The sequence below is a fragment of the Archangium gephyra genome, assembly GCF_049060025.1.
In the GTDB taxonomy this organism is placed as follows: domain Bacteria; phylum Myxococcota; class Myxococcia; order Myxococcales; family Myxococcaceae; genus Archangium; species Archangium gephyra_A.
This window is the reverse complement of record NZ_JBMEQQ010000002.1, coordinates 7,270,001-7,293,340: the sequence shown is the minus strand read 5'-3', so window position 1 is coordinate 7,293,340 and position 23,340 is coordinate 7,270,001. Positions and strand designations below refer to the sequence as shown.

The following is a 23,340-nucleotide window of genomic DNA, read 5'->3' as shown; positions in this document are numbered from 1 at the left end:
TTCGGGACAATGACCTGTTCGTTGAATTTCCGTCCCCCTCGTGGCCTGCTGGGTATCCTCTGTCTCCTCCCCGCCCTGTTGATGGGCTCCGGTTGCCGCGTGAGTGGCTCGGACAAGACGCCCCCGGCCACTGACACCGCCAGCGCCTTCTTCTCCATCGCCGTCGACGAGGCGCGCTCCTCTTCCGCCTCCCGCCCCGGGCGCGTCTCCTCCCTCGCCTTCTCGGCCGCGGACATCACCCGCATCCGCGTCAGCGTGAAGGAGGTGAGCACCGGCACCCTCATCTACGACAACTTCGAGCTCACCAAGACGGACACCACGTGGGCCGGGACGCTCCCCTTCCTGCCCAGGGGCAAGCCCGTCACCTTCCTCGCCAAGGCCCTCAACGCCTCCAACGAGCTGCTCTTCAGCGGCAGCACCGACCAGACGCTCATGGCGGACAAACAAACCGTCACCATCGTCCTGGCCCCCGCCAATGACGGCCTGCCCATCACCCTGCCGCGCATCACCCGCATCACCATCCCGGCGGCCTTCCCCGAGGGCAAGCACGCCAACATCAGCTTCTCCGTCTCCGCCAACCACCAGGAGAAGCTCACCTACGCCATCAACCCCGCCTCGGGCGGGGGCACCTTCCTGCCCCAGCGTGGCTTCATCACCCTGGTGGCCGCCGCTGGCACCTTCGTCAGCCAGTACACGCCCCCGAATGTCTCCGAGGAAGCCGAGTTCACTCATGAAATCACCGTCACCAACGCGGCGGGCCACTCGGTGACGACGACCTTCAAGACTCGCGTGTTGCCGGCCGGCGGCCACGATGACGTGCTCGAACCGCGCATCGAGGTGCGCTTCAACCCCGTCATCAATGCCATCGCCGCCCACCGGCTGGTGGGCACCAACGACGTCCTCTGGAAGGCGACCGTGGCCGATGACGCTCCCCTCGCGGAGCTGGCCTACAAGTGGAGCTTCACCGCCGACGGCACCTTCGAGCCCGCGCCGTCCCTCACCGACGCCGAGTCCAACCCCACCAGGATGTTGAACTACACGCCCCTGCTCCAGGGGACGCTGACGCTCGCCGTCACCGACGCCAGGGGCGGGAAGACCACCCTGACGTATGTGCTGACTCCGGGCCAGTTCCCGGATGACTTCCATGAGGAGGGGGACCTCGGCGGGCTGCAGAGCATCAGTGGCGGCGGCTACCACACCTGCGCGCTGCTGGATGGAGCCGTCCGCTGCTGGGGCTACAACCGCTATGGCCAGCTCGGCTACGGCCACATGGAGAGCATCGGCGATAACGAGCGCCCCTCCCAGGCCGGCAACGTCAACCTGGTGGGCACCGCCATCCAGGTCGTCACGGGCGCCCTCCATACCTGCGCCCTGCTCGACAGCGGCTTCGTGCGCTGCTGGGGCTACAACGGGCATGGCCAGCTCGGCCATGGCACCACGGAGAACGTGGGCGATAACGAGCCGGTGGCGAGCCAGGGCTACGTGAACCTGGGGGGCCGGGCCACGAAGCTCGCGGCCGGGGGCTACCACACCTGTGCGGTGCTCGACACGGGCACGGTGCGCTGCTGGGGCCGCAACAACCACGGCGAGCTCGGCTATGGCCACACCCACCAGGTGGGTGACAACGAGGCCGTGTGGACGGCGGGCGACGTGGAGGTGGGGGGGCTCGTCAAGGACCTCGTCGCGGGCGGCCGCCACACCTGTGCCTTGCTCACCACGGGCAACGTGCGCTGCTGGGGCTACAACGCCGATGGCCAGCTCGGCATTGGCCACACCACCTGGATTGGTGACGACGAGTCTCCCTCCACCGCGGCCGAGATCGAGATGGGGGGCGCCGTCAAGCAGCTCACCGCGAGCAACTACCACACCTGCGCCTTGCTGGAGACGGGCAAGGTGCGCTGCTGGGGCTACAACGGCTACGGCCAGCTCGGCTATCCGAGCAACGTCAACGTCGGCGACAACGAGACGCCCGCCTCGGCCGGTGATGTCAACGTGGGAGATACCGTGCTGCAGATCGCCGCGAGCAGGACCGAGGAACACAGATGGGGCTACGCCCACACCTGCGCCCTGCTGAGCACGGGGAGCGTCAAGTGCTGGGGCTACAACAACGAAGGCCAGCTCGGCTACGCCAACACCACGAGCCTGTCCGAGCCGCCCGCCGCCACCGTGAACCTGGGAGGGACCTCCGCTTATGCCATCTCGGCCGGCGGGAATCACACCTGTGCGCTGATGATCACCGGCAAGGCCCGGTGCTGGGGCCACAACGCCAACGGCGAGCTCGGCTATGGCCACACCCATCATGTGGGTGACAACGAGCCGCCCTTCGTGGCGGGAGAAATCGAGGTCGTCGCTCCGTAAGGCGCCCTCTCGGGGCCGGGGATGATTCGCTCCGGCCCCGAGACGAGTGCGGGGCGCGTCGTCCCCCCTCTTCCTATTCGCGCTCGCCCACGTGGAGCTGCTCGCGCTCGAGCACCACCGGTACGGGCACCACCAGGGCGAAGTCGGTGAGCTCGCCCTTGTAGTCGTTAGACGAGGCCCCAACCAACGGAAGTCAGTTCTTTCAGGGGTGCTCTTGCAGGAAGGCACGGGGCCATGCCCCCCTCGACGTCCGGCTTCGTGGGAAGGACGAGGGGGAGGGTACAGAGGCGCGGAGGAGAGTCGCTGACGGGAGCCACCCGGGCAGGGAGTAATGTCTGGGATTGGATTCTGGCCTGCCCATTGCTGCAAGATGCGCGACCCAACCCCGTATCAGGAGGCGACTGAATGAAGAGGAATTTCTGGGTGACTGGAACCGTGGCGCTCGCGCTGGGTGTCGTGGGATGCCAGCCGCCCGCTCCCGAGCCAGAGGATGTGGCCGAGGTGACCGCCAGGCGTTCGGGCGACCTGGTCCGCAACATTGGCTCCAGCATGCGGACGCTGAGCAATCTCTCGGCGCTCAAGACGCTGACCGAGGTGACGTCCACCATCGGCGGCTTCGGCGACGTGGGTGGCGGCCTCCAGGGCCTGTCCATCACCCGCATGGCGGAGGTGGCCCCGCTGCCGGTGCCGGGCGCTCCGGATGAGGCCACCTCGCAGGCGCAGGCCGCGCTGGTGGAGAAGTACCTGCGTGAGCGCATCTTCATCGAGGCCAACGTGGAGGAGACCCAGGGCAGCTCCACCACGTTCCGCATCACGGGCGAGGATCTGTGCTCGGATGGCTCGACGCCGGCGGCCCCCGCGTGCGTGACGGCGGTGGACAAGTACGAGCTGCGCATCCGCGCCACCAACAAGGGCAATGCCGGCCTGGAGCTGGAGCTGCTCTTTGGCGCCAATCGCACCGAGCCCCTCTCCCTGTCCTTCTCGGACGTGCGGGTCGGCATGATTGTCGACCTGGGTGGCGTCAAGGACACGGTGAAGCAGCTGAGCCCCGAGACGGAGCTGCCGCGGGTGATGGTGGGCCGGGTGGAGCTGGCCCTGACGAGCAAGGGACCGCGGGATGTGGAGTTCCAGACGTCCATCCTGGATGCGCTGAGCGTCGAGTGGGACACGACGGCGGGTGGGTATGCCTTCAGCACCGCGAAGGCCTCGCCCCTGTCCGAGATGAAGGTGTGGCAGAAGGATGGGGCGAACTGGGCCCGCGTCGCCCTGAAGCTGGGCACCACCGAGATTCGCACTCCCTACCAAGGCGCCAAGGCCGAGTTCTCCGGCCAGCAGTATGTGGCCTCGCTGTCCGGCCTGTCGTACGCGATGGAGGCCCAGGAGGGCAGTGAGGCGCTGACCCTCGCGCACATCGGCCTGGGCGAGGCGCAGAGCTATCTGGCCCTGGGGGGCCACAAGCTCACCACCGTGGACCTGAACGCGCTGTCCGGCCGGCATTTCGACCTGCACATCGCGAAGGGCACGGATGGACGGGCGGTGCTGAGCGTGCGGCCTGAGCTCGACCTCTCCGTGTTCACCAACATGGAGCCGGTGTACGAGTACGCGGAAGGCGAAGAGCCCATCGCCGACTTCACGAAGAACTTCCAGCTGCGGCTGAGCGGTGGCGACGCCCCGAGCGTGCGCCCGGTGCCCGCCAACACGTCGACGGGCTTCCCCGGCGGACTGCAGGTGGTGTCGGGTGAGCTGTCGGTGGCCGTCAACGACTCGCGGGTGACCGTGCCGGCCACCAAGTGCCTGGTGAAGGAGCGCACCACCAGCGGGTCCACCACGGGCGTTGGCTTCGAGGCGCGCGACTGCCAGTAAACCTTCCGTAGGCAGTGAGTCGCGCACGGGCGGGTGGGGAGCAGGGACTCCCCGCCCGCCCATGTGCGAGGAGAGAGAGGCAGGGAGTTGTACTCACGCCCGTTCGCGGCAACCTGCCTGCTCGCCCTCCCAGTGGCCTTGCCGCGCTGGGCGCACCGGGAGCCGTGGTTGGCGCGCGGGGAGAGCCCTCCGGGGCGCGTGGGACCCCTGGGCCATGATGGCCTCATGAAGGACCGCCGCCCAGCGCCGCCGGGAAACTTGCCCCGGGGTGTACCCACCGCAGGATGGCGGCCCCACCACCGCCCCAGCGCGAGGCACCCATGAGCAATCAACGAACCGAACGGTGGCAGCAGCTCCTCTCTCCGCACCGCGTGGGGGACAAGAAGGACCGGCCCCTCCCGCAGGACCACCGGGACGAGCGGACGGCCTTCGACATCGACTACGACCGCATCGTCTTCTCGAGCGCCTTCCGGAGCCTGCACGACAAGACGCAGGTGTTTCCGCTCTCCACGAGCGACTACACGCGCACGCGGCTGACGCACAGCATCGAGGCCTCCAGTGTGGGGCGCTCGCTGGGGCAGTTGGCGGGGCGCTCGCTGAAGCAGCGGGACGTGCGGGTGGAGCCGCCGCACCTGGGCACCATCGTGGCCGCGGCGTGCCTCGCGCATGACATCGGCAACCCGCCCTTCGGGCACTCGGGAGAGGCGGCCATCCAACACTGGGTGGAGAAGCGCTTCCCGCCCTACGCGCACGAGCGGGCCACGGGCCCGAGCAATCCGTTCGCCACCGAGAGCGAGCAGCAGGACCTGGTGCGCTTCGAGGGCAACGCGCAGGGCTTCCGCATCCTCACGCGGCTGCAGGCGCGCAACCGCGACGGCGGGCTGCGCTACACCGTGGCGACCGTGGGGGCCATGAGCAAGTACCCGAGGCCCTCGGTGCTGCCGGGGCGGCGCGACAAGGACAAGGCGCGCATCTCGGAGAAGAAGTTCGGGTTCTTCCAGGAGGACGCGCAGCTCGCCCGCGAGGTGTACCGCACGCTCGGGCTCACCGAGCGCGAGCCGGACGTGTTCAGCCGTCACCCCCTGGCCTTCCTCGTCGAGGCGGCGGATGACATCTGCTACGCGCTCATCGACCTGGAGGACTCGGCGAAGCTGGGCCTCATCCCCATGGAGGAGGCGTGCTCGCTGCTGGAGAACGTGGCGGAGCTGCAGCCCCACTTCCATCCCCTGAAGGAGAAGGTGGATTGGGAGTCGCGTCTGGGGCGGGCTCGCGCGGGAGCCATCTTCGCGCTCATCCAGGAGTGCGTGGCCGCTTTCGAGGAGCACGTGGAGGCCATGGAGGTGGGCCGCTTCGAACGGCCGCTGGTCTCGGCCCGGCCCGAGGTGGACAAGAAGCTCAAGGCCATCACCGACATCACCCGCACGAAGGGCTACGAGAGCGAGCGCGTGCTTCAGATTGAAGCGGCGGGCTTCAAGACGCTGGGCGGTCTGCTGGACATGTTCGCGCCGGCGGTGCTCGCGGACAGGCCGGACCGGGAGCAGAAGAAGCTGCGGCAGTTGCTCCCGCTGGAAGTGTTCCAGCGGCCGGGGCCGTACCTGGAGAACCGGGACGAGGCCATCGAGCGGCTGACTCCGTATCAGCGGCTGCTGTGCGTGACGGACTACGTGTCGGCGATGACGGACGGCTTCGCGGTGGAACTCTACCAGCGGCTCTCCGGCATCAAGCTGCCGGAGTAGTCCCGGCTCATCGTGACGAGGCCTCGGGGGGCGCCAGCACCTCGATGCTCGTCACCGGGCTGCCGCGGGCGTAGAGGTCCGCGTTGGTGCGCACCAGGGTGCCCTCGCGGAGGTTCTTCAGGGCCACCTGCTCGCGGCCCCGGGTGACACGCACGTTCTGGGCGAGCGGCAGCGTGCTGGTGCCTCCGTCCTCCTCATCGAGCACGAGCTGCCGCTGGGACACCGAGCGCACGCGGCCCCTGTGGATGATGGTGGCCACCGCGAAGCCCTCGTCGCCGGTGTCCACCGCCCCGCCCGCGTTGCCTCCACCGCCCACGCCCTCGGCCGTGGCGTAACCGATTCCGGTGGCTCCTTCGGGACCCTCGGCGTTCGGGTCGCCGATGCCCGCGGTGCCACTCCCGCCCATGCCCTGCCCGCTCCCGCTCCCGCCCGTGCCCTGTCCGCTCCCACCCGTGCCCTGGGCGACCTGCGTCCGCGCGAGCTGGACCCGCATCTGCGCGAGCTGCTGCTCGAGTCCGGCCACCTGCGCGCGCAACCGGGCGATCTCCACCCGCTGCTGCGTCTCGACGTCCGAGGCCTGCTGCGTCCCCGCCGTCCCCTGCCCCATGTCCGTCTGGCCCGTGGCCGTCTGGCCCGTGGCCATCCCGGAGCCGCCCGTCCCCTGCCCCATGTCCATCCCGGAGCCGCCCGTCCCCTGCCCCGTCCTGGAACCGCTCGTGTCCTGCCCCGTCGAGTAGCCGCCCGTTCCCTGCTGCATCCCGGAGCCGCCCGTGCCCGTGCCTTCGGGCGTCAGCCCCTGATCGGAGCCCATCCCGTCCGGCGTCCCGGTGATGCGGGTGTCCTGGGTGACATCTCCCACCGAGCCCTCGGGGTCCGGAGCCTGAGCGGTCCCCTGCACGGCGCTGCACACGAGCACCAGGCCAAGCACCGCGATTCCCAAATCCCACCAGGTCGGCTTCCGCATCTACGCCGCGCTCCCTTCTTCCGGTAGAACGTTGGGCGGCGGACGTCCGCGAGCAACCGGCCTGGAGCCGGGGACACGGGACGGACGGAGCGGCTCACGGGCCGCTCTCCGAGCCTCCGAGGAGGCTCCAGGCCCACGGAAGCCACCTCCGTATGCCCGGCCAGTCTCGCGTGGCACGCGGGGGAGCAGTCCATGTCGAACCAGGATTCATCGTCCAGCAACCCAGGGGGGACCCCACCGGCCAGCACCGGCGAGCCCGCCGCCCTGCCCTCGTCGCCTGCTCCCGAGCCCACCGTGCGCGTCGACGCGCCCCGGCCCCGCAACGTCCTGCGTGAGCCCGCTCCCTGGCTGGTGGCCGATTCCTCCCGCGCCCTGGACACCAACCACCGCATCACCCAGGGCTACATCCAGCTCGCCCACGCCATGCAGGAGCTGCTCGACCCGGAGTACCGGCCCGGCGGGAGCAGCCGCGTCCTGAGCAACTGGTTCGCCTTCGCCCCCCACGCGTCACTGGAGGCGGGCAAGGGGATGCTCGGTGCCTACCTCGCCCGGGCCATCATCGACGCCGCCCAGGGCGAGCCCGCTCCGTCCGTGCAGCGCGCGCTCGACCGCGGGAGTCTCGCCGGCCCGGATCGCCTCGTCGCGGAGAAGGTCGCGGGCACGCTGCGGTGGTTCGGCCTGTCGCACGACGTGGCCGCCTCCCTGGGCACGCTGCTGAGCGCGGCCAACCTCGACGTGTTCGCGGATCCCCGCACCCTGTGGATCACCGCCTGGCGGGTCGCGCGCGTGTTGCATGAGGCGCCGGGAGTCACGCCGCTCGAGAAGGCCGAGGCGATGGCGCGCACGCTCGAGCAACTGTTGATCGATGGCAACGTGGCCATCTACGGGGACATCGCCATCGCGGCGCGCATGTACCTCGACTGGCGCGGGCGCTCGGGTGGGAACACGGTGACGGCGGCCCAGGTGGTGGACGGCTTCGCGCTGGAGGGAGCGCAGGCCGGCGAGGCCCGGCGGGCCTGGAGGTACGCGCTCGAGCACGTGAAGGACTCGCCGCAGCCCACGCACTTCACGAGCGTGCTGCCCGAGGTGAGCGGGCGGAGCCTGCTGGTGGCCTCCTTCGCCCTCTATGAGGATGCGCGCCAGACGGCCGGAGCCTCGGAGCGGGATGCGCTCATCGCCTTCGCCAACAACTACCTGGCCTGGCACGAGCAGCACAACGCCGTGCAGCCGGCCTTCACGCCCTCCACCCACCGCGAGGGCGAGGTGCCCCGCGCCGCCCTCATGCACGCGATGACGCCGACGCTGCGCCTGCCGCTCGGCCCTGTCGCCTGGGAGTTCAGCGACTACACCTGCCGGCGGCCGGACCGGGACCACAACGTCCTCACCTCGAAGCCCACCGAGTACAACTGGGCCCTCTTCGAGGATCGCTGGCCCGCCATCCTGAGTGCCTTCGATGTCGGCTACCAGCACCAGGCGGGGCTGTGGCAGATGCCCCAGCCCCTCATCCCGTCGCTGAACCTGCTGGAGCTCGACTGAGGCTCACTGCTGGGGCGTCTGCTGCGGCGGAACCACCATCCGCTGCCCGGGCCCCATCCGCTCCTGGCGCTGCTGCTGCCGCTGTTGCCGCTCGCTCTGCTGCTGCTGCGACCGCTGCGGCTGCGTGACGATGTAGCGCGCGCGCTCCTCGCCGGAGATGAGCGCGAACGAGGTGCGCACCGGAGTCCCCTCGGAGAGCTGCTCCACGGGGATGCGCTTCAGGTCCGGCCCCACGAACGCCCGCGTCTGGTCATCGACGGTGAGGCGGTAGAAGGTGCCATCCGAGGTGTCGACGATATCGATGTGCTTGCGCGTGTTGTTGACCACCCGGCCGTCGAACACCGCGGAGGCCACGGCGACGGGACCCTGAACCTCCATGTCCTCCGGGTCCGGGCCCGGAGTGCCGGTGTCGACCCCCGGGGTCGCGCCGCCGGTGCCTCCACCACCCGTTCCGCGCAGGGCACCGAGCTCGGCCTCCAGACGGGACACGCGCTGGCGCAGGGTGGTCAGCTCCCGCTGCATCGCCTCGGAGCCCCCGGGCGCCTGCTGCATCGCCGACTGGCCACCGCCGCCACCCTGGGTACCCGTGCCGCCGCCGACGCCCGTTCCCACATCGCCGCCCGTGCCCGTCCCAGTGCCGCCCGTTCCGCCGCCCGTGCCCGTCCCCGCGCCCCCGGCCTGCTCACCGGGCTCGGGTCCGACGCGGGTGCCGACATCGATCGGAGGCGACGCGGGCGCGATCTCCTGCGTGGTGCCGCGATACGTGGGGCCCGTCGTTCCACCGCCCCCCGTCCCCGCTTCCACCCCACCCGTTCCGCCCGTTCCGCCAGCCCCGCCGCCCTGGGCGTCACCGGTGCCATGCACCCCTCCGCCGCCGGTCGCCGGTTGGCCCTGGGCCGTCCCGATGGCCCCGGCTGACTGCTGCCCGGGCGACCCGGGAGCCTGCTGGGCCGTCGTGTCCTGTCCCCGGTCGATGCCCGCCGCTCCCGAGGGGCTCGCCGCCGGGGCTGCTCCCGTGTTCTGCTGCGCCAGGGCCACCAGAGGGGCAGTCCCCATGAAGGCCAGCGCCATCCAGATGGCTCTCCGCATGCCGTTCTCCTCGTTGACCCCTCCCCGTGGCGAAAGGTGGGAATTGTTCTCGGAGGGACACACCCGGCCCCCAGCGGCACCCCGCTTCCCTGGCGGCTCCCGGGCCGGGCGGGCACGCTCTGACGCACCCGGCCAGCATGAAAGAGAACGAGCGGTGAAACTCCCGGCGGCTTCATGTCACCACGGCGCGTGAGTCACCTCTTCGCGGTCCGATTGCCCCTCGTCGGCGGCGCCTCCTCGGCCGAGGACGCCGAGCGCCGGCTGCTCACGCGCGCGCGGCGGGGAGACCCGGTCGCCTTCCGGACCCTCTTCGAGCAGCACTCGCCGGCCGTCTGGCGCTTCCTGAGAGATCTCTTCCGGGACGAGTCCGCCGCGGACGAGGCCACCCAGGAGACCTTCGTGCGGGCGCACGGGAAGCTCGGGGCGCTGCGCGACGAGGCGCGCCTGTCCTCGTGGCTGCTGGGAATCGCCCGCCACATCTACCTCGAGTCGCGCCGGACGCGGGGCACGCACCTGGACATCGCCTCCGAGGAGAACGAGCCGCTGCTGGAGGCGGCGCTGCCCTCGCCCACGCCGGAGGATCTGCTGTTGGACCGGGAGATGGAGGGGTTGTTGGCGGAGGCGCTCGGGGAGCTGCGCGAGGAGCGGCGCTCGGCGCTGCTGCTGCGCATCGATCATGGGCTGGCGTACGAGGACATCGCCCAGGTGATGGGCTGGTCGCTGCCCAAGGTGAAGAACGAGATACACCGTGCACGGCTGCAGCTGCGCGAGCGGCTCGCCGGGCACGTCGGAAACGGAGGTCATTCATGAGCACCCCCTGCCGCGAGCCGGAGCTGGACGCGCTGCTCGCCGGAGAGCTTCTCCCCGGAGGACGCCGAGCGCGTGAGCGCGCATGCGGCCACGTGTGCCACGTGCACGCGGGCGTTGGCGTGGCTGCGCACGGAGCGAGGATGGATGGCGCAGCGGGCCCGGCGCATGCCGGCGCGTCCGGCGCTGAGCTTCGAGGCCCTGGAGGCGAGGCTGCGTCCGCCGCCCGCGCCGCGCCAGGTGCGCCGGGAGCCTCGGGGGCTGGTGGCGATGATGGGAGCCGCGGCGGCGGTGGCCTTCATGGCCCTGAGCATGATGCCGCGCTCGCCGTCCACGTCGCGCTCGTCCTTCTCCTCCGAGGACGCGTGGAGCGAGGGGCTCGTCTCCATGGCGCAGGTGCCGGCGTGCATGGACCCGAGCGTGGACGCGGTGGCGCGGGTGGAAGCGCGTTTCGGAGCGTGCCTGCTGGCGTCGCCCGCGCGGCCGCTGCCCTGAGAAATGAAGGAAGAAATGGCGCGCTGAAACCCGCGCGCCGCCCGCGTCACTCATGAGGGCCAGGGGCGAGCAGGAAGAACCCGCCGCCCCCCTCTCCCGGGGCCTGGCGAAACCCATCCATCCGAGGTCCCTCATGAAGCGCATGCTCACCGCCGCGTTCGTCGGCGCGTTCGTGTCTGGTTTTGTCCCCGTGTCGTCCGCCCAGGCCTGTGATGGCAACTGCCCGAAGGGCAAGGTGCACGAGGCCCCGGCGCCCCGGGCGGCCACGCCCCGCCGCGAGGCCCCGAGCCAGGGCCCGGCGGACGCGAAGGTGACGGTGGAGGTGTGGTCGGACTTCGAGTGTCCCTTCTGCGCGAAGGGGAGCACCGCGGTGAAGCAGCTGCGCGCGAAGTACGGGGACCGCATCCGCATCGTCTTCCGGCAGATGCCGCTGCCCTTCCACGAGCACGCGAAGCTGGCGGCGGCGGCGAGCATGGCGGCGGCGGAGCAGGGCCGCTTCTGGGAGTACCACGACGCGCTCTTCCAGCAGCAGCGGGAGCTGGACCGGGCCTCGCTGGTGAAGCTGGCGAAGAAGCTGAAGCTGGACGTGGAGCGTTTCGAGCGGGCGCTGGAGAGCGGCGCCTACGACAACTACCTCGAGGCGGAGCTGGCGGAGGCGCGCCAGCGGGGCGTCGAGGGCACTCCCACCTTCTTCATCAACGACACGGCGCTGGTGGGGGCGCTCCCGCCGGAGCAGTTCGCCGAGGTCATCGACGCTGCGCTCGCGCGCTGAGGCACCGGGCCGGGGATGGGCGCTCCCGTGTGACGTGACACGGGAGCGCCCGGGGACACGCGGCCCCCGGACTACGGCTTCTGCGACTCCAGGATGGCCTTCTCCACCGCGGCCCGGGCCTGCACCAGGCCGTAGCCGAAGACGATGTCCTTGCCATCGGCGCCTTCGGGCGTCTCGCCGTCCGTGAGGTTCTTGGCGGTGCTCTGGAGGATGCGGCGCACGTCGGCGTTGGTGAGGTCCTTGTTGGCGCTCCACACCAGCGCGGCCACGGCGGAGACGTGGGGCGTGGCCATGGAGGTGCCGGAGCTGAAGGCGTAGTCACCGCCGCGGATGCCCACGCGCACGGTCTTGCCGAACTGGGCGCGGATGGCGGGCACGGTGGTGGTGGGCACCGCCGTCACGGGCGGCCAGGAGGCGGGGTTGCCCAGCGTGAAGCCGAGGGCCGCGTCATCGGCCGGATCGTTGTTGCCGACGATGACGGCGCGCGCGCCCTGGGAACGCACGTTCTTCACCTTCTCGTTGAACTTGATGTCACCGCGGTCCACGTAGGCGACGAAGCCCTCGCACGTGGCGCCGAGGCACGAGCGCATGCCCATGCCCAGGCCGCAGTCGACGAGCGTGCCCTCGTACTCCTCGTAGGGGACGTAGTCGAGGGCGCGCGAGGCGTAGAAGACGCCACCGGCCACCACGTTGGCGAAGGGCGAGTGGCCCCGCGGGTAGGTGGAGTAGATGTCGACGCCGGGGGCCACGAGGCTCAGGTGCTCTCCGCCCTGGGAGAACTTGGGGTGCTTCGCCTGCGCATCCACCGCGCCCACGGCGATGACGGTGGGGTAGGCGGCCGGGTAGATTTTCGACTCCGCGTTGGCGAGCTCCCCGCCGTTGCCGCTGGCCGCGATGGCGAGCACGCCCGCGTTCCAGCTCTCCTGGAAGGCCGCCTCCTCGGCGGGGTCCGACATGGACGAGCCGAGCGAGAGCGAGACGATCTTCGCGCCCGCCGTGCGGCACCACTGGACGGCCTCGATGACGTCGGAGGTGCGCCCATCGCCGCGCTCATCGAGCACACGGGCGACGAGGAGCTGGGCGCCGGGAGCCAGGCCCACCATGCCGTTGGGGCTCAGGCTGGTGTCGTTGAGGTCCACCTGACCGCCGGCGCCGAGCTGGGCGAGGATGGTGCCGGCCACGTGGGTGCCATGGCCACCGCCCCACGCGCCCGCCGCGTCCCGGTCCTCGGGGTTGTCGTCGTCGTCGATGAAGTCCTTGCCGCCGGCGTAGGCGGCCTTGCAGCTCGGGGTGCTCGGGGTCGATGCCGCTGTCGATGACGCACACCTTGACGCCGGAGCCGGTGGGGGCGCCGGTGTCGAGCACGCCGTCGCCGTCGGCATCCCAGACGTCATTCGCCTGGGTCATGCGGACGGCCCAGGTGTACTCGGAGGCGGGAGCGGGCGCGGCGAGCAGGGCGGGCACGGCCACGCGGGGCGCGAGGCCGAGCGCACGGACGGGCCGGTCCGGGGAGATGGAGAGGACGTCGGGGTCCTGGGCGAGCCGGGCCTGCTCCTCGGGAGTGAGGGAGGCGGCCACGGTGTCCAGCGAGGGCCAGTGGTACTTGAGGCGGGCGCCCAGCTTGCGGACCTTGTCCTCGCGCTGGCGGAGCGCTGCGGCGGAGCGCATCCCGGTCTGCTTGCGGAAGCGCACCAGCATGGGCTGGGAGGCGTCGGGCGCGGCGGTCAGCGCGGAGGAGGCGGTGCCCAGCGCGGACGCCCTGCCGGAGGAGCGGCTGAGATCCTCGACGACCAGGTCGGGACAGAGCGGCTGCTCCTGCGGCTCGATGCCATCGTCGGGGGGCTCGATGAGACAACCGTTCACACCCAGGCCCAGCAGGCCCAACAGCACCAATCGCCGCATGTGTACGTCTCCTTACCCCGTCCGGGGGGTGGGCACCGCCTGGCGGTACCGGGCGGAGGACAAGGGTCCGGACAACGTTTGGAGGACGGACCCATTCCTTATTGAAGCACGGTAGGTCGCCTGATTGCTGACCGGTAGGGAAGACGGGCGGGAGCGGCCCCGGGCTGGAGTCTGGTGGACGTCAGGCGTCGGCGGGGTCGATGCCGAAGAGCCGCTCCACGTCGCGCGAGTAGTCGGCGAGCTGGCGCTCGAGGTCCTCGGGGCTCCAGCCCAGGAGGGGGGCCATGTCGGAGGCGGCGAGGCGGGCGGCGGCGCGGCCCAGGTCTCTCGTCTCGAAGGCGACCTTGAGGCGGCGCACGAGCAGGTCGGACAGGGTGTGGACGAGCTCGTGGGTGACGCCGTGGACGGCCTCGGCGCGGATGTAGGGAAGGCCGGGGACAAGGGGGTCGGCGAGGTGGGGCTGTTCGCGGGTGAGGGCCCACACCTGACGCCAGCGGCCACCGTAGGCGCGCACGAGGTGGTGGGCGGTGTCCTCGCGGCCCACCTCGGCGCGGGCGGTGGCGAGCTCGGCGTCGAAGGAGGGAATGTCGCCGCCGGGGAGCGGGAGGGAGTCGGTGGGGGCCTTGCGGTGGGGGGCGTCGAGGGCCTTCTCGACGGCGTCGACCATGTCGCGGGCCATGACGCGGTAGGTGGTGAGCTTGCCGCCGGAGATGGCGAGGACGCCGGTGGGGCTGGCGTGGATGGCGTGCTCACGGCTGGCGCTGCCGGCGTCGGTGCCGGAGTAGCCGCTGGCGACGAGGGGGCGGATGCCGGCCCAGGCGCTGACGACGTCCTCGCGGGAGAGGTGGGCCTGGGGGAAGAAGCCGTTGGCGGAGGTGAGGAGGTAGTCGACGTCGGAGACGCTGGCGCGGACCTCGGAGGGGTGGGCGCGGGTGGCGGTTTCCGTGGTGCCGATGATGGTGTGGGTGCCGGCGGGGAGGATGAACATGACGCGCCCGTCGACGGGGGACAGGAGGGTGAGGGCGCAGTCGGTGGGGAGCCGGTCGCGGGGGACGGAGATGTGGACGCCCTTGGAGCCGCGGACGGAGGGGCTGCCCCCGCTGGCGGCGTCGAGCTTGCGGATCTCATCGGTCCAGGGCCCGGTGGCGTTGACGATGACGCGGGCGCGGACGGAGAGCTGCTGGCCGGTGAGGGTGTCGACGACGGTGGCACCGCGGGCGCGGCCGTCCTCGATGGTGAGGGAGCGGACGGCGACGTGGTTGAGGACGACGGCGCCGGCCTCGGAGGCGGCGAGGGCGTTGATGAAGGTGAGGCGGGCGTCGTCGGTGCCGGCGTCGTAGTAGCGGGAGCCGCCGGTGAGACCGTCGGTGCGCAGGCCGGGGACGGCCTCGGAGACCTGGCGGGCGTTGAGGCTGCGCGAGCCCTTCACATTCCGGAAGAGGGCGAGGGCGTCATAGAGCTTGAGGCCGGCGGCGAGCTTCCAGCGGGGGATGCGGGCGCCCTGGTAGACGGGCCAGACGAAGGCGAGGGGCCGGACGAGGTGGGGGGCGAGGCGGAGGAGGCGGTAGCGCTCGATGGAGGACTCGAAGACGAGGCCGAGGTGGCCGTGCTCGAGGTAGCGGACGCCGCCGTGGATGAGGCGGGAGGAGCGGCTGGAGGTGCCGGAGGCGAAGTCCTCGCGCTCGACGAGGGCGACGCGGAGGCCGCGGAGGGCGGCATCGCGGGCGATGCCGGAGCCGGTGACGCCGCCGCCGATGACGAGGAGATCGAACTCGCTGGAGGAGAGAGCGAGGAGGCGCTCGGAGCGGGGAGCGGGAGGCTGGGGCGCCGGAGGAGGAAGGGGGGCGACGGCGGAGGAGTCGCGAGTAGCGAGGGCGGCGGAGTCAGGGCGCACGGCGGGAGTGTAATGGCGGGGGGAAGGGGTAGGCAGCAGGAAGTAAACGCGGCGCGTCAGAGTGAACGTGAGGGAAAACCGGACAGATGGAGTCCGAAGACCCCTGCCCTACCGGACAACCCCCCACCCCTCTCCCCTCGGGAGAGGGACGGGGTGAGGGTGCCGAAGGTCCAGGGTTCGCCAAGAGGAAGCCCCACTCAGCCCCCCAAGTAGAAGTCAGCGCTTGGTCTCACTGGGGGACGACCCGGGCATGGAGCCCCCGGAGGAGGAGCTGCCGCTATCGGCCTGGCGAGAGGGGTGGGCGGGGTTGTTGGGATTCTTCTGATTGGACCTGTTGTCGCGGTCCTGCTTCTGGGCGGGGTTGTTGGGGTTCTTGACGTTGGAGCGCTGGTCGTTGGGGTTGTTGGGCACGGTGCGAGACCTCCGAGAGCCGGGCGGGATACCCGGGAGGGAGCAACCTGGGGGCGAAGCGCGGAAGCGGCACCGGGGACCGCCGGGGTGGGCAAGTGTCGGAAAGGGAGCGAGCAGGCTGCGAGGAGGCGGGGGCGTGACTACCTCCAGAGGGTGGAGCCCGTAGGCCGAGCAGGGGGAGGTGGCGCGTGAAGACGGTGACGTACGAGCGCAGCGGGAGGACGAACACGGGGGCGCAGGCGGTGCGGGTGGAGGGGCTGAGACACCTGCGGGTGCTGGAGCAGGGCGAGACGGTGGTGGAGAGGGCGCTGACGGAGGAGGAAGTCGCGCACCTGGGCCCGCTGATAGCGGAAGCGCAGAAGCAGCCGGCGCCGGCGGTGGTGGAGCCGGTGGCGGGGGGCCCGAGAGGGATGGCGGTGAGCCTGGCGTTCGAGGACGAGGAGACGCCGCGGGTGAGGCTGGAGGCGCACGCGGGGCAGCGAGCCAGGGGAACGGGGACGCCGTACGACGAGCTGCTGGAGGAGCTGGACGAGCTGCTGACGGAGGAGCTGCACCTGAAGGCGCCGAGGCACGCGCACGCGGTGTTGCCGCACGAGCTGCGTCAGGAGGAGTAACAGGAACCCACGCTTCAGGCGGAGGCGTGGGAGGGGGAGTCTTCGCGGGAGCTGGGAGGCGGCTTGAGGGGAAGGGCCACGGTGAAGGTGGCACCCTTTCCGGGCTGACTCTCGACGCGGATGTCGCCGCCGAGCGACTCGACGATCTGCTTGACGATCCACAGGCCGAGCCCGAAGCCGCCGTAGTGGCGCTCGGAGACGGCGCGCTCGAAGCGCTGGAAGATGCGGGCCTGGTTCTCGGGGGCGATGCCGATGCCGTGATCTCTCACGGTGAGGAGGGCGATCTCCCCGTCCTGGACGACGGTCATCTCGATGGGGTGGTTGGGGCCGTACTTGATGGCATTGGAGAGCAGGTTGGTGACGACCTGCTCGAGGCGGAGCCGATCCCAGCGGCCGATGACGGGGGAGTCGGCGCGGAGGATGAGGGTGCAACCGGCGCCGGCGGCATCGGCCTCGGCGCGGGTGACGACGTCCTGGAGGAGCGCGGAGAAGTCGACGGTCTCGTGCTCGAGGGCGAGGCGGCCGGCGCGGATGCGGGAGACGTCGAGCAGGTTGTTGACGAGCTGGTGGAGCCGCTCGGCGGGGCGGCGGGTGGCCTCGATGCGCTTGCGGGCCGGATGGGGCTGGCCGTCGGGGCCGGTCTCCGGGAGCGAGCGCCAGAGGAGCTGCAACTGGAGCTGGAGTGACGTGAGCGGCGTCTTGAGTTCGTGGGAGGCGACGGAGAGGAAGTCGTCGCGAATCTGAAGGGCCTTCTGGAGATCGGAGGCGAGCGCCTCGACTTCACGGCGGGCGAGCACCTGTTCGGTGACCTCGGCGCACAGGCCCATGGTGCCGAGGGTTTCGCCGGCGTGGCCGCGCCAGGGCTGCCAGGTGAGGTCGAAGTACTTCACCTCGGGGTGGCCGGAGCCGGAGAAGTCGGCGCGGAGGGGGACCTCGTGGCCGGTGAAGGGGGTGCCCTTGCGGTAGACCTCGTCGAGGAGCTGGAGGAGGTGGGGATCCAGGCCGGAGAAGGACTCGCGGACGGAGCGGCCCGGGGTGAGGAGCTTCTCCGACGAGGGTCTGCCCGAGCGGATTGACGAGCTCGACGACGTGGTCCTCGCCGCGGGTGAGGCAGATGGCGACGGGGGCCTGCATGAAGAGGGTTTCGAGCCGTTCGCGCTGGGTCTCGGCCTCGCGGAGGGCATCGAGCTCGCGGGCGAGGAGCTGGGCGTGCTCGTGCTCCTCGCGGTAGCGGGCGGAGATGTCGCGGAAGACGATGACGGTGCCGAGGGAGTGGCCCTGGGAGTCGGAGATGGGGGCGAGGGTGTGCTCGATGGGGAGCTCGGCGCCGCTCTTGGAGAGGAGGAGGGCCTGGCGGCCGAGCTGGACGGGCCGGGCCTCGTCGGGGACGAAGCGGGAGGGCTCGAGGGGCTCGCGGGTGGAGGGGTCCACGAGGCGCAGGACGCGCGGGAGGGGCTGGCCGATGGCGTCGGCCTCCCGCCAGCCGGTGAAGTAGGAGGCGACGGGGTTGATGAAGCGGACGAGGCCGTCGGGCCCGGTGGTGAGGACGGCGTCACCGATGCTGCGCAGGGTGATGGCGAGGGTATGGCCATTGGCCTGGGCGGCGGAGCGGGCGGCGTGGGCCTCGTGGAGGAGGAGGCGGACGCGGGAGGCCACCAGGGTGAGCAGGGCGGAGACGCCGGTGAAGAGGGCGCTGGAGACGAGGTGGTGGGAGGGGGGCCCTGGGGTGCGGAAGAAGAGGGAGGTGAGGACGAGGGAGAGGACGGTGGCGAGGACGCCGGGCCCATGGCCGCCGAGCCAGGAGGCGAGGAGGATGGCGGAGAGGAAGAGGAAGTAGGGGGAGCCGGAGAGCCAGGGCGAGAGGAGCCCCTGGAGGGAGAAGGCGAGGCCGGTGAGCAGCAGGGCCAGTCCGTAGCGGGCCCAGGGAGGGAGACCGAGGGGCTGGGAGAGGCTGCTGGGGAGGAAGGCCACGGCGTCTCCGAGGGGAAGCGACGGGGGGACGGAATCCGGCAACGGATAGATGGAGGAACGCCGCGAGGGAACTACGGAAGTCCCCTCCCCTTCCCGAGTGAGTTGGAAACCGTTCACATGTGCCCCCCTGAAGCTGGACAGTGTACCTGCCTGGCCGAGGAGCGAGCCAGGGAGGGAGCAAGAAGGGGCGTGAAGGGGAGCGAGGGCGGGTTGCGGGCGGAGAGGAGCGCCGACTAGAGAGGGTCCATGAAGCGAGTGAGGTTTTCGGTGCACCGGACGGCGGGAGAGGCGCGGCTGCGGGCGGGGTTGCTGACGGGCTCGGGGTTGTCGGTGGAGGTGCGAGGGGAGGCGTTGGCGCCGTTGGGAGGGGAGATACCGAGCACGGAGACGTGGGTGGAGCTGTGGGTGCCGGAGGAGGAGGTAGCGAGGGCGAAGGAGCTGCTGGAGGAGGTGGAGGGGGACGGGGAGAAGGCGGCGAGGGAGGTGGAGTGCCCGGGGTGCCGGGAGGAGAACCCGGGGAACTTCGAGCTGTGCTGGAGCTGTGGGGAGGAGCTGCCGGAGACACCGAGGCCGAGGCTGAGGGCGGTGTCCTGAGGTGGGAGGGGATGAGCCAGGCTGATGGCGGCGGGCAACGGGTGTCGAGCAGTGACCAGGGGAGCGGGCGGGGGGCGCTGCGGAGCGGGAGGCGAGTCCCTTAGAGTCGAAGGGCCGTGTTGAACGTCCCGCCCACCGAAGAGACCGGGGATCGCCGAGGTCCCGAGATGCCGCCCGAAGCGCCGCGGGAGCGGGAACAGCCGCGCCGCTGGTGGAACGAGCGGGGCATCAAAAGCGTGCTGATCGCCTGCTCGGTGGCCTTGCTGGTGCACCTGATTCCGCTGTTCCTGCCGAGGAACACGCCGGAGCAGGACCTGGCGCTCGCGAAGGTGATACCGGACGCGGCGCAGCGGGTGCGGGTGCTGAAGGAGCTGAAGGAGAACCCGAAGGCGACGGGGGCGGACCTGAGGGAGGCGGCGGAGCTGGTGCAGGAGGGAGCGCCGCTGGACGCCTACGAGCTGGCGAAGGAAGCGGAGCGGAGAGCACCGAGGGAAGTAGAGACGCAGCTCTTGCTGGCGAGGGTGTGCCACGGGCAGCGGATGACCCGGTGCGAGGAGGAGTCGCTGACGAAGGCGGTGGAGCTGGCGCCGGGAGATCCGAGGGCGGCGCTCCTGCGAGCGGACTTCGCGGAGAGGGACGGGGACCTGGCAGGAGCGCTGAAGGCGGTGGAGGAGGCGTACGGGAAGGCGCCCGGGGAAGCGGGAGTGGGGGTGAGGTACGGGAGGATGCTGAGCGAGGCGGGCCGGGGAGAGGAGGCGATCCAGGTCTTGAGGAAGCTGGAGGGGGTGTTGGGGAGGGCGAGGGTATGGGTGGAGGAGGGGCTGGTGAGGGCGGCGCAGGGGAGGATGAAGGAAGCGAAGGAGCTGTTCGCGAAGGCGGTGAAGGAGGAGCCGGGGTTGGTGATGGGGCACTACCACCTGGGGATGGCGGCGTACCGGGTGGGAGAGGTGGAGGAAGCGGAGGAGGCGTTGAGGGAGGCGGATCGCCTGAACATGTCGGACATGAGACCGCTGTCGGCGCTCTGTGAGATTCAAAGACAGACAGGGCGGATGGACGACATGAGGGCGACGCGGATGGATCTGGAGAGACGCTTTCCGGAGCGGATGGACGCGGTCAGGAGCGCCTGCCGCACGCCGTAGCAAGAACCCCTCTCCCCTCGGGAGAGGGACGGGGTGAGGGTGCGCGGACCCCAGGTTGAACCCGGGTCAACTCACTCGGGGATGCCGCGGAGCTGCCGGAGCAACCGGGCGGCGGCCTTGACCTCGAGATCGACGGAACCATCCGCGATCTCGGTCCGGACGACTGCCTGGAGGAAGGGAAGAGCCTCCTCGTCACGGCCTTCGGAGACCAACAACTCACCCAGAGCCATGCGAGCGCGGGTGAGCATGACGAGGTCCTCGGCCTGGACGGAGGCATCGATGGCATCGCTCAAGGCGGACTCGGCGAGCTCGGGCCGGCCGCGCTCGAGGAGCTCACGTGCGCGGAGGAGGTGGCGGGAGGCATCCATGGGGCACACGGGAACGGAGCCGCGACAGGGGACAACGAGACCGGGGCCGGGTTATCCCAGGGGGTATGGAAGACGAGTCGCGGATCGTGGAGTTGGAGCTGCGCTACATGCAGCAGCAGGAGCTGCTGCAGGAGCTGAGCGAGGTGCTGTACGCCCAGCAGCGCGAGATGGACGCGCTGAGGGCGGAGGTGGAGCAGCTCAAGAAGAAGCTGCAGGACGAGCCGGGCCTGGTGGACGCGAGGCAGCACGAGAAGCCGCCGCACTACTGAGCGCGGACCGCAGGCCCGCCGGCGGAGGCTAGAAGCGCCAGCCGAGGCGCAGACCGACATGGGGCCTGGGCTGGAGGTAGCCGACCTCGAGGCCGAAGCTGACGGAGCGGCCCTGGTAGCCGAAGCCGAAGGCGCCATGGGCGCGGAAGACATCGCCCTCGAAGAAGATCCACGGGCCGCCGAGGACCTCCACGTAGAGGGGGGTGCGCCTGGGGTTGAAGCGGAGGCTGAGGTCGAGGGGGACGCCGAGGCTATTGGGTGAGGTGGTGAGGAGGGCGCCGAAGCGGGTGCCGATGGAGAGGGGGCCGACGAAGACGAAGTCGACGGTGCCGGTGAGGTGGAAGAAGGCGCCGGTGTCGATCTGGTAGTCGCCCCCGAGGGTGAGCCGGAAGTCAGCCGCCTCGGCGCGCTCCGGAGCGAGGAAGACGGCGAGGGCGAGGAGACCACCGAGGACGGGACGCAGCAGCTGCTTCATGGGCGAGGCGCTCCTGAGACTTGAAGGGTGGAACACCAATCAAGCAAGCCTGGAGAGGCATCGCCAGCGCGAAGATCAAAAGGGTGTCGCGCAGGGCACTGCGCCGCGGAAAGACACACGCGGAGCGGAGAAATGCGGTAGCCCGCAAAGGCGAAGGCCCCGAGTCCTCACGTGTGTGAGGACTCGGGGCCTTCAAAAAAAATCCGGCAGCGACCTACTCTCCCGCGCGGTTTCCCGCGGAGTACCATCGGCTCTGGAGGGCTTAACTTCCGTGTTCGGGATGGGAACGGGTGGGACCCCTCCGACATTGCCACCGGAAAACTGTGACTTAGTACATACAAAGGGTAGTTTTCAATTTCTAGCTGGAGAAGCTGGTGCCTTCTTCCGGGCCCGGCGCCGCTCTTCGGGAGCGCGCTCGGGGCCTCGACCTTGGACTCGAATCCCTTGTTGCCCCCCGTTGAGGTGGAGCTCGTGAGAGATTGAGGTAAAGTAAGCCGCACGACCAATTAGTACCGGTTAGCTCAACGCGTTACCGCGCTTACACACCCGGCCTATCAACGTCGTAGTCTTCGACGGGTCTTCAGGGGCTTGCGCCCGGGATACCTGTTCTTGAGGTCGGTTTCCCGCTTAGATGCTTTCAGCGGTTATCCAATCGACACATGGCTACCCAGCGATGCCTCTGGCGAGACAACTGGTACACCAGCGGTGTCTCCAACCCGGTCCTCTCGTACTAAGGTCAGAGCCTCTCAAGTATCCTACGCCCACAGCAGATAGGGACCAAACTGTCTCACGACGTTTTGAACCCAGCTCGCGTACCGCTTTAATTGGCGAACAGCCAAACCCTTGGGACCTGCTCCAGCCCCAGGATGCGATGAGCCGACATCGAGGTGCCAAACCTCCCCGTCGATGTGAACTCTTGGGGGAGATAAGCCTGTTATCCCCGGAGTACCTTTTATCCGTTGAGCGATGGCCCTTCCATTCAGGACCACCGGATCACTATGACCTGCTTTCGCACCTGCTCGACCTGTCGGTCTCGCAGTCAAGCTCCCTTATGCCATTGCACTCGACGCCCGGTTTCCAATCGGGCTGAGGGAACCATCGCGCGCCTCCGTTACATTTTGGGAGGCGACCGCCCCAGTCAAACTACCCACCAGACAGTGTCCCAACTCCCGCTAAAGGAGCATGGTTAGACACCAGAATCCGACAGGGTGGTATTTCACCGTTGCCTCCACCGAACCTAGCGGCCCGGCTTCAAAGGCTCCCACCTATCCTACACAGTCGAACCCTAGTGTCACTGTCAAGTTGTAGTAAAGGTTCACGGGGTCTTTCCGTCTTGCTGCGGGTAAACTGCATCGGCACAGCTATTTCAATTTCGCTGAGTCCCTCTCCGAGACAGTGCGGAAGTCGTTACTCCATTCGTGCAGGTCGGAACTTACCCGACAAGGAATTTCGCTACCTTAGGACCGTTATAGTTACGGCCGCCGTTTACTGGGGCTTCGGATCATCGCTTCGCCTTGCGGCTGACGAATCCCCTTAACCTTCCAGCACCGGGCAGGAGTCAGACCCTATACGTCGGCTTCTTGCCTTCGCAGAGTCCTGTGTTTTTGGTAAACAGTCGCTACCGCCATTTCTCTGCAACCTCTCTCGGCTTCGGCTGTACGCCTACACCTACCAGAGGCCCACCTTCTTCCGAAGTTACGGTGGAAATTTGCCTAGTTCCTTGGAGGAGAGTTCTCTCAAGCGCCTTAGGATTTTCTCCTCACCCACCTGTGTCGGTTTGCGGTACGGACACCCTGTAGACTCCCCGCGGAACTTTTCTTGGAAGCCGAGCATCAACGACTAATCCCTTGCGGGACGCCATGGGGTCTCGGGGATAGCTGCCGCGCCTTTTCATCGTACGCGACACCCCTACGCCTTTGGACTGGCACAACCACCGGCCAGCTCGTCTAGCTTTCTCCGTCCTTCCTCGGTTCAACGTCTACAAGATGGCGCAGGAATATTAACCTGCTTTCCATCACCTACGCCTTTCGGCCTCGGCTTAGGTTCCGGCTAACCCTGGGAAGATTAACTTGACCCAGGAAAC

General features: G+C 69.6%; 20 protein-coding genes, 2 rRNA genes and 1 pseudogene (1 of these 23 running past the window's edge). 11 read left to right on the top strand and 12 right to left on the bottom strand.

Translation table 11 applies throughout. The features are described 5' to 3' along the window. The first annotated feature begins 21 nt into the window (after nt 1-21). The 3 genes from ACN28I_RS31865 (at nt 22) to dgt (ending at nt 5,957) form a co-directional block, all read left to right on the top strand. Nucleotides 22-2,358 (top strand): RCC1 domain-containing protein, encoded by a 2,337-nt coding sequence (locus ACN28I_RS31865; RefSeq protein ID WP_420945668.1) that lies wholly within the window; start codon nt 22-24, stop codon nt 2,356-2,358. A gap of 405 nt (nt 2,359-2,763) precedes the next feature. After that, nucleotides 2,764-4,221: a hypothetical protein gene (locus ACN28I_RS31860; RefSeq protein ID WP_420945667.1), complete on the top strand. Its 1,458-nt coding sequence runs from the start codon at nt 2,764-2,766 to the stop codon at nt 4,219-4,221. A gap of 320 nt (nt 4,222-4,541) precedes the next feature. Continuing rightward, the gene (gene dgt, locus ACN28I_RS31855; RefSeq protein WP_420945666.1) at nt 4,542-5,957 is read left to right on the top strand and encodes a dGTP triphosphohydrolase; all 1,416 of its coding nucleotides are present in this window, start codon (nt 4,542-4,544) and stop codon (nt 5,955-5,957) included. Between the two features lie 7 nt (nt 5,958-5,964). Here the strand turns inward: dgt and ACN28I_RS31850 are convergent, their stop codons facing one another. Next, complete coding sequence (locus ACN28I_RS31850) at nt 5,965-6,921, bottom strand: hypothetical protein (RefSeq protein ID WP_420945665.1); 957 nt, start codon at nt 6,919-6,921, stop codon at nt 5,965-5,967. 192 nt (nt 6,922-7,113) lie between these two features. Here ACN28I_RS31850 and ACN28I_RS31845 point away from each other — a divergent pair, with 192 nt between their 5' ends. Continuing rightward, entirely contained in the window at nt 7,114-8,457 is a 1,344-nt protein-coding gene (locus ACN28I_RS31845; RefSeq protein WP_420945664.1) for a hypothetical protein, read from the top strand. Nucleotides 8,458-8,460: 3 nt separating this feature from the next. Here ACN28I_RS31845 and ACN28I_RS31840 read toward each other — a convergent pair whose 3' ends face one another. Continuing rightward, on the bottom strand, nt 8,461-9,546 hold the full coding sequence (locus ACN28I_RS31840) for a hypothetical protein (RefSeq protein WP_420945663.1): 1,086 nt from the start codon (nt 9,544-9,546) through the stop codon (nt 8,461-8,463). A gap of 189 nt (nt 9,547-9,735) precedes the next feature. On the opposite strand from ACN28I_RS31840, the gene ACN28I_RS31835 reads away from it, so the two are divergent. The 3 genes from ACN28I_RS31835 to ACN28I_RS31825 all read left to right on the top strand — a co-directional run bounded on the left by ACN28I_RS31835 (nt 9,736) and on the right by ACN28I_RS31825 (nt 11,620). Then, on the top strand, nt 9,736-10,356 hold the full coding sequence (locus ACN28I_RS31835; RefSeq protein ID WP_420945662.1) for an RNA polymerase sigma factor: 621 nt from the start codon (nt 9,736-9,738) through the stop codon (nt 10,354-10,356). Between the two features lie 72 nt (nt 10,357-10,428). Then, on the top strand, nt 10,429-10,848 hold the full coding sequence (locus tag ACN28I_RS31830) for a hypothetical protein (protein ID WP_420945661.1): 420 nt from the start codon (nt 10,429-10,431) through the stop codon (nt 10,846-10,848). A gap of 133 nt (nt 10,849-10,981) precedes the next feature. Continuing rightward, complete coding sequence (locus ACN28I_RS31825) at nt 10,982-11,620, top strand: DsbA family protein (protein WP_420945660.1); 639 nt, start codon at nt 10,982-10,984, stop codon at nt 11,618-11,620. Between the two features lie 71 nt (nt 11,621-11,691). Here ACN28I_RS31825 and ACN28I_RS31820 read toward each other — a convergent pair whose 3' ends face one another. From ACN28I_RS31820 to ACN28I_RS31805, 4 genes and pseudogenes are all read right to left on the bottom strand, one after another. Next, nucleotides 11,692-13,002 (bottom strand): S8 family serine peptidase, encoded by a 1,311-nt coding sequence (locus tag ACN28I_RS31820; RefSeq protein ID WP_420945659.1) that lies wholly within the window; start codon nt 13,000-13,002, stop codon nt 11,692-11,694. Continuing rightward, a pseudogene (locus ACN28I_RS31815) lies at nt 12,905-13,288 on the bottom strand (protease inhibitor I9 family protein); the annotation flags it as partial. The pseudogene ACN28I_RS31815 and the gene ACN28I_RS31820, both read right to left, overlap by 98 nt. Before the next feature lie 415 nt (nt 13,289-13,703). Beyond that, nucleotides 13,704-15,416 carry a glycerol-3-phosphate dehydrogenase gene (gene glpD / locus ACN28I_RS31810; RefSeq protein WP_420945658.1) on the bottom strand — a complete coding sequence of 571 codons (1,713 nt, stop codon included), beginning with the start codon at nt 15,414-15,416 and terminating at the stop codon, nt 13,704-13,706. 216 nt (nt 15,417-15,632) lie between these two features. Next, nucleotides 15,633-15,827, bottom strand: a complete 195-nt coding sequence (locus tag ACN28I_RS31805; RefSeq protein WP_420945657.1) for a hypothetical protein — start codon at nt 15,825-15,827, stop codon at nt 15,633-15,635. Between the two features lie 188 nt (nt 15,828-16,015). Here ACN28I_RS31805 and ACN28I_RS31800 point away from each other — a divergent pair, with 188 nt between their 5' ends. After that, nucleotides 16,016-16,441 carry a hypothetical protein gene (locus tag ACN28I_RS31800; protein WP_420945656.1) on the top strand — a complete coding sequence of 142 codons (426 nt, stop codon included), beginning with the start codon at nt 16,016-16,018 and terminating at the stop codon, nt 16,439-16,441. A gap of 14 nt (nt 16,442-16,455) precedes the next feature. Here the strand turns inward: ACN28I_RS31800 and ACN28I_RS31795 are convergent, their stop codons facing one another. Continuing rightward, the gene (locus ACN28I_RS31795; protein WP_420945655.1) at nt 16,456-17,268 is read right to left on the bottom strand and encodes a sensor histidine kinase; all 813 of its coding nucleotides are present in this window, start codon (nt 17,266-17,268) and stop codon (nt 16,456-16,458) included. After that, entirely contained in the window at nt 17,222-18,412 is a 1,191-nt protein-coding gene (locus tag ACN28I_RS31790) for a PAS domain S-box protein (RefSeq protein ID WP_420945654.1), read from the bottom strand. Before ACN28I_RS31790 ends, ACN28I_RS31795 begins: the two co-directional genes overlap by 47 nt. A 246-nt stretch (nt 18,413-18,658) precedes the next feature. On the opposite strand from ACN28I_RS31790, the gene ACN28I_RS31785 reads away from it, so the two are divergent. Beyond that, complete coding sequence (locus ACN28I_RS31785) at nt 18,659-19,006, top strand: putative signal transducing protein (RefSeq protein WP_420945653.1); 348 nt, start codon at nt 18,659-18,661, stop codon at nt 19,004-19,006. Nucleotides 19,007-19,173: 167 nt separating this feature from the next. Beyond that, on the top strand, nt 19,174-20,145 hold the full coding sequence (locus ACN28I_RS31780) for a tetratricopeptide repeat protein (protein WP_420945652.1): 972 nt from the start codon (nt 19,174-19,176) through the stop codon (nt 20,143-20,145). A 71-nt stretch (nt 20,146-20,216) separates the two neighbouring features. Here ACN28I_RS31780 and ACN28I_RS31775 read toward each other — a convergent pair whose 3' ends face one another. Then, nucleotides 20,217-20,513, bottom strand: coding sequence for a hypothetical protein (locus ACN28I_RS31775; protein ID WP_420945651.1), 297 nt, complete (start codon nt 20,511-20,513; stop codon nt 20,217-20,219). Between the two features lie 65 nt (nt 20,514-20,578). Here ACN28I_RS31775 and ACN28I_RS31770 point away from each other — a divergent pair, with 65 nt between their 5' ends. Next, the gene (locus tag ACN28I_RS31770) at nt 20,579-20,782 is read left to right on the top strand and encodes a SlyX family protein (protein ID WP_420945650.1); all 204 of its coding nucleotides are present in this window, start codon (nt 20,579-20,581) and stop codon (nt 20,780-20,782) included. 28 nt (nt 20,783-20,810) lie between these two features. On the opposite strand, the gene ACN28I_RS31765 is transcribed toward ACN28I_RS31770, so the two are convergent. The 3 genes from ACN28I_RS31765 to ACN28I_RS31755 form a co-directional block, all read right to left on the bottom strand. Continuing rightward, on the bottom strand, nt 20,811-21,257 hold the full coding sequence (locus ACN28I_RS31765) for a hypothetical protein (RefSeq protein ID WP_420945649.1): 447 nt from the start codon (nt 21,255-21,257) through the stop codon (nt 20,811-20,813). Nucleotides 21,258-21,458: 201 nt separating this feature from the next. Then, nucleotides 21,459-21,575 (bottom strand): 5S ribosomal RNA (gene rrf, locus ACN28I_RS31760). 167 nt (nt 21,576-21,742) lie between these two features. Continuing rightward, a 23S ribosomal RNA gene (locus tag ACN28I_RS31755) occupies nt 21,743-23,340 on the bottom strand (it continues 1,371 nt past the right edge of the window).

Bases quoted from the DNA above. Each gene is read 5' to 3' on its own strand.
- ACN28I_RS31850 (WP_420945665.1), bottom strand. From the start codon at position 6,921: ATGCGGAAGCCGACCTGGTGGGATTTGGGAATCGCGGTGCTTGGCCTG.
- ACN28I_RS31785 (WP_420945653.1), top strand. From the start codon at position 18,659: ATGAAGCGAGTGAGGTTTTCGGTGCACCGGACGGCGGGAGAGGCGCGG.
- ACN28I_RS31765 (WP_420945649.1), bottom strand. From the start codon at position 21,257: ATGAAGCAGCTGCTGCGTCCCGTCCTCGGTGGTCTCCTCGCCCTCGCC.
- ACN28I_RS31795 (WP_420945655.1), bottom strand. From the start codon at position 17,268: ATGGGCCTGTGCGCCGAGGTCACCGAACAGGTGCTCGCCCGCCGTGAA.
- ACN28I_RS31845 (WP_420945664.1), top strand. From the start codon at position 7,114: ATGTCGAACCAGGATTCATCGTCCAGCAACCCAGGGGGGACCCCACCG.
- ACN28I_RS31775 (WP_420945651.1), bottom strand. From the start codon at position 20,513: ATGGATGCCTCCCGCCACCTCCTCCGCGCACGTGAGCTCCTCGAGCGC.
- dgt (WP_420945666.1), top strand. From the start codon at position 4,542: ATGAGCAATCAACGAACCGAACGGTGGCAGCAGCTCCTCTCTCCGCAC.
- ACN28I_RS31840 (WP_420945663.1), bottom strand. From the start codon at position 9,546: ATGCGGAGAGCCATCTGGATGGCGCTGGCCTTCATGGGGACTGCCCCT.
- ACN28I_RS31820 (WP_420945659.1), bottom strand. From the start codon at position 13,002: ATGCCGACGGCGACGGCGTGCTCGACACCGGCGCCCCCACCGGCTCCG.
- ACN28I_RS31825 (WP_420945660.1), top strand. From the start codon at position 10,982: ATGAAGCGCATGCTCACCGCCGCGTTCGTCGGCGCGTTCGTGTCTGGT.
- ACN28I_RS31860 (WP_420945667.1), top strand. From the start codon at position 2,764: ATGAAGAGGAATTTCTGGGTGACTGGAACCGTGGCGCTCGCGCTGGGT.
- ACN28I_RS31770 (WP_420945650.1), top strand. From the start codon at position 20,579: ATGGAAGACGAGTCGCGGATCGTGGAGTTGGAGCTGCGCTACATGCAG.
- ACN28I_RS31780 (WP_420945652.1), top strand. From the start codon at position 19,174: ATGCCGCCCGAAGCGCCGCGGGAGCGGGAACAGCCGCGCCGCTGGTGG.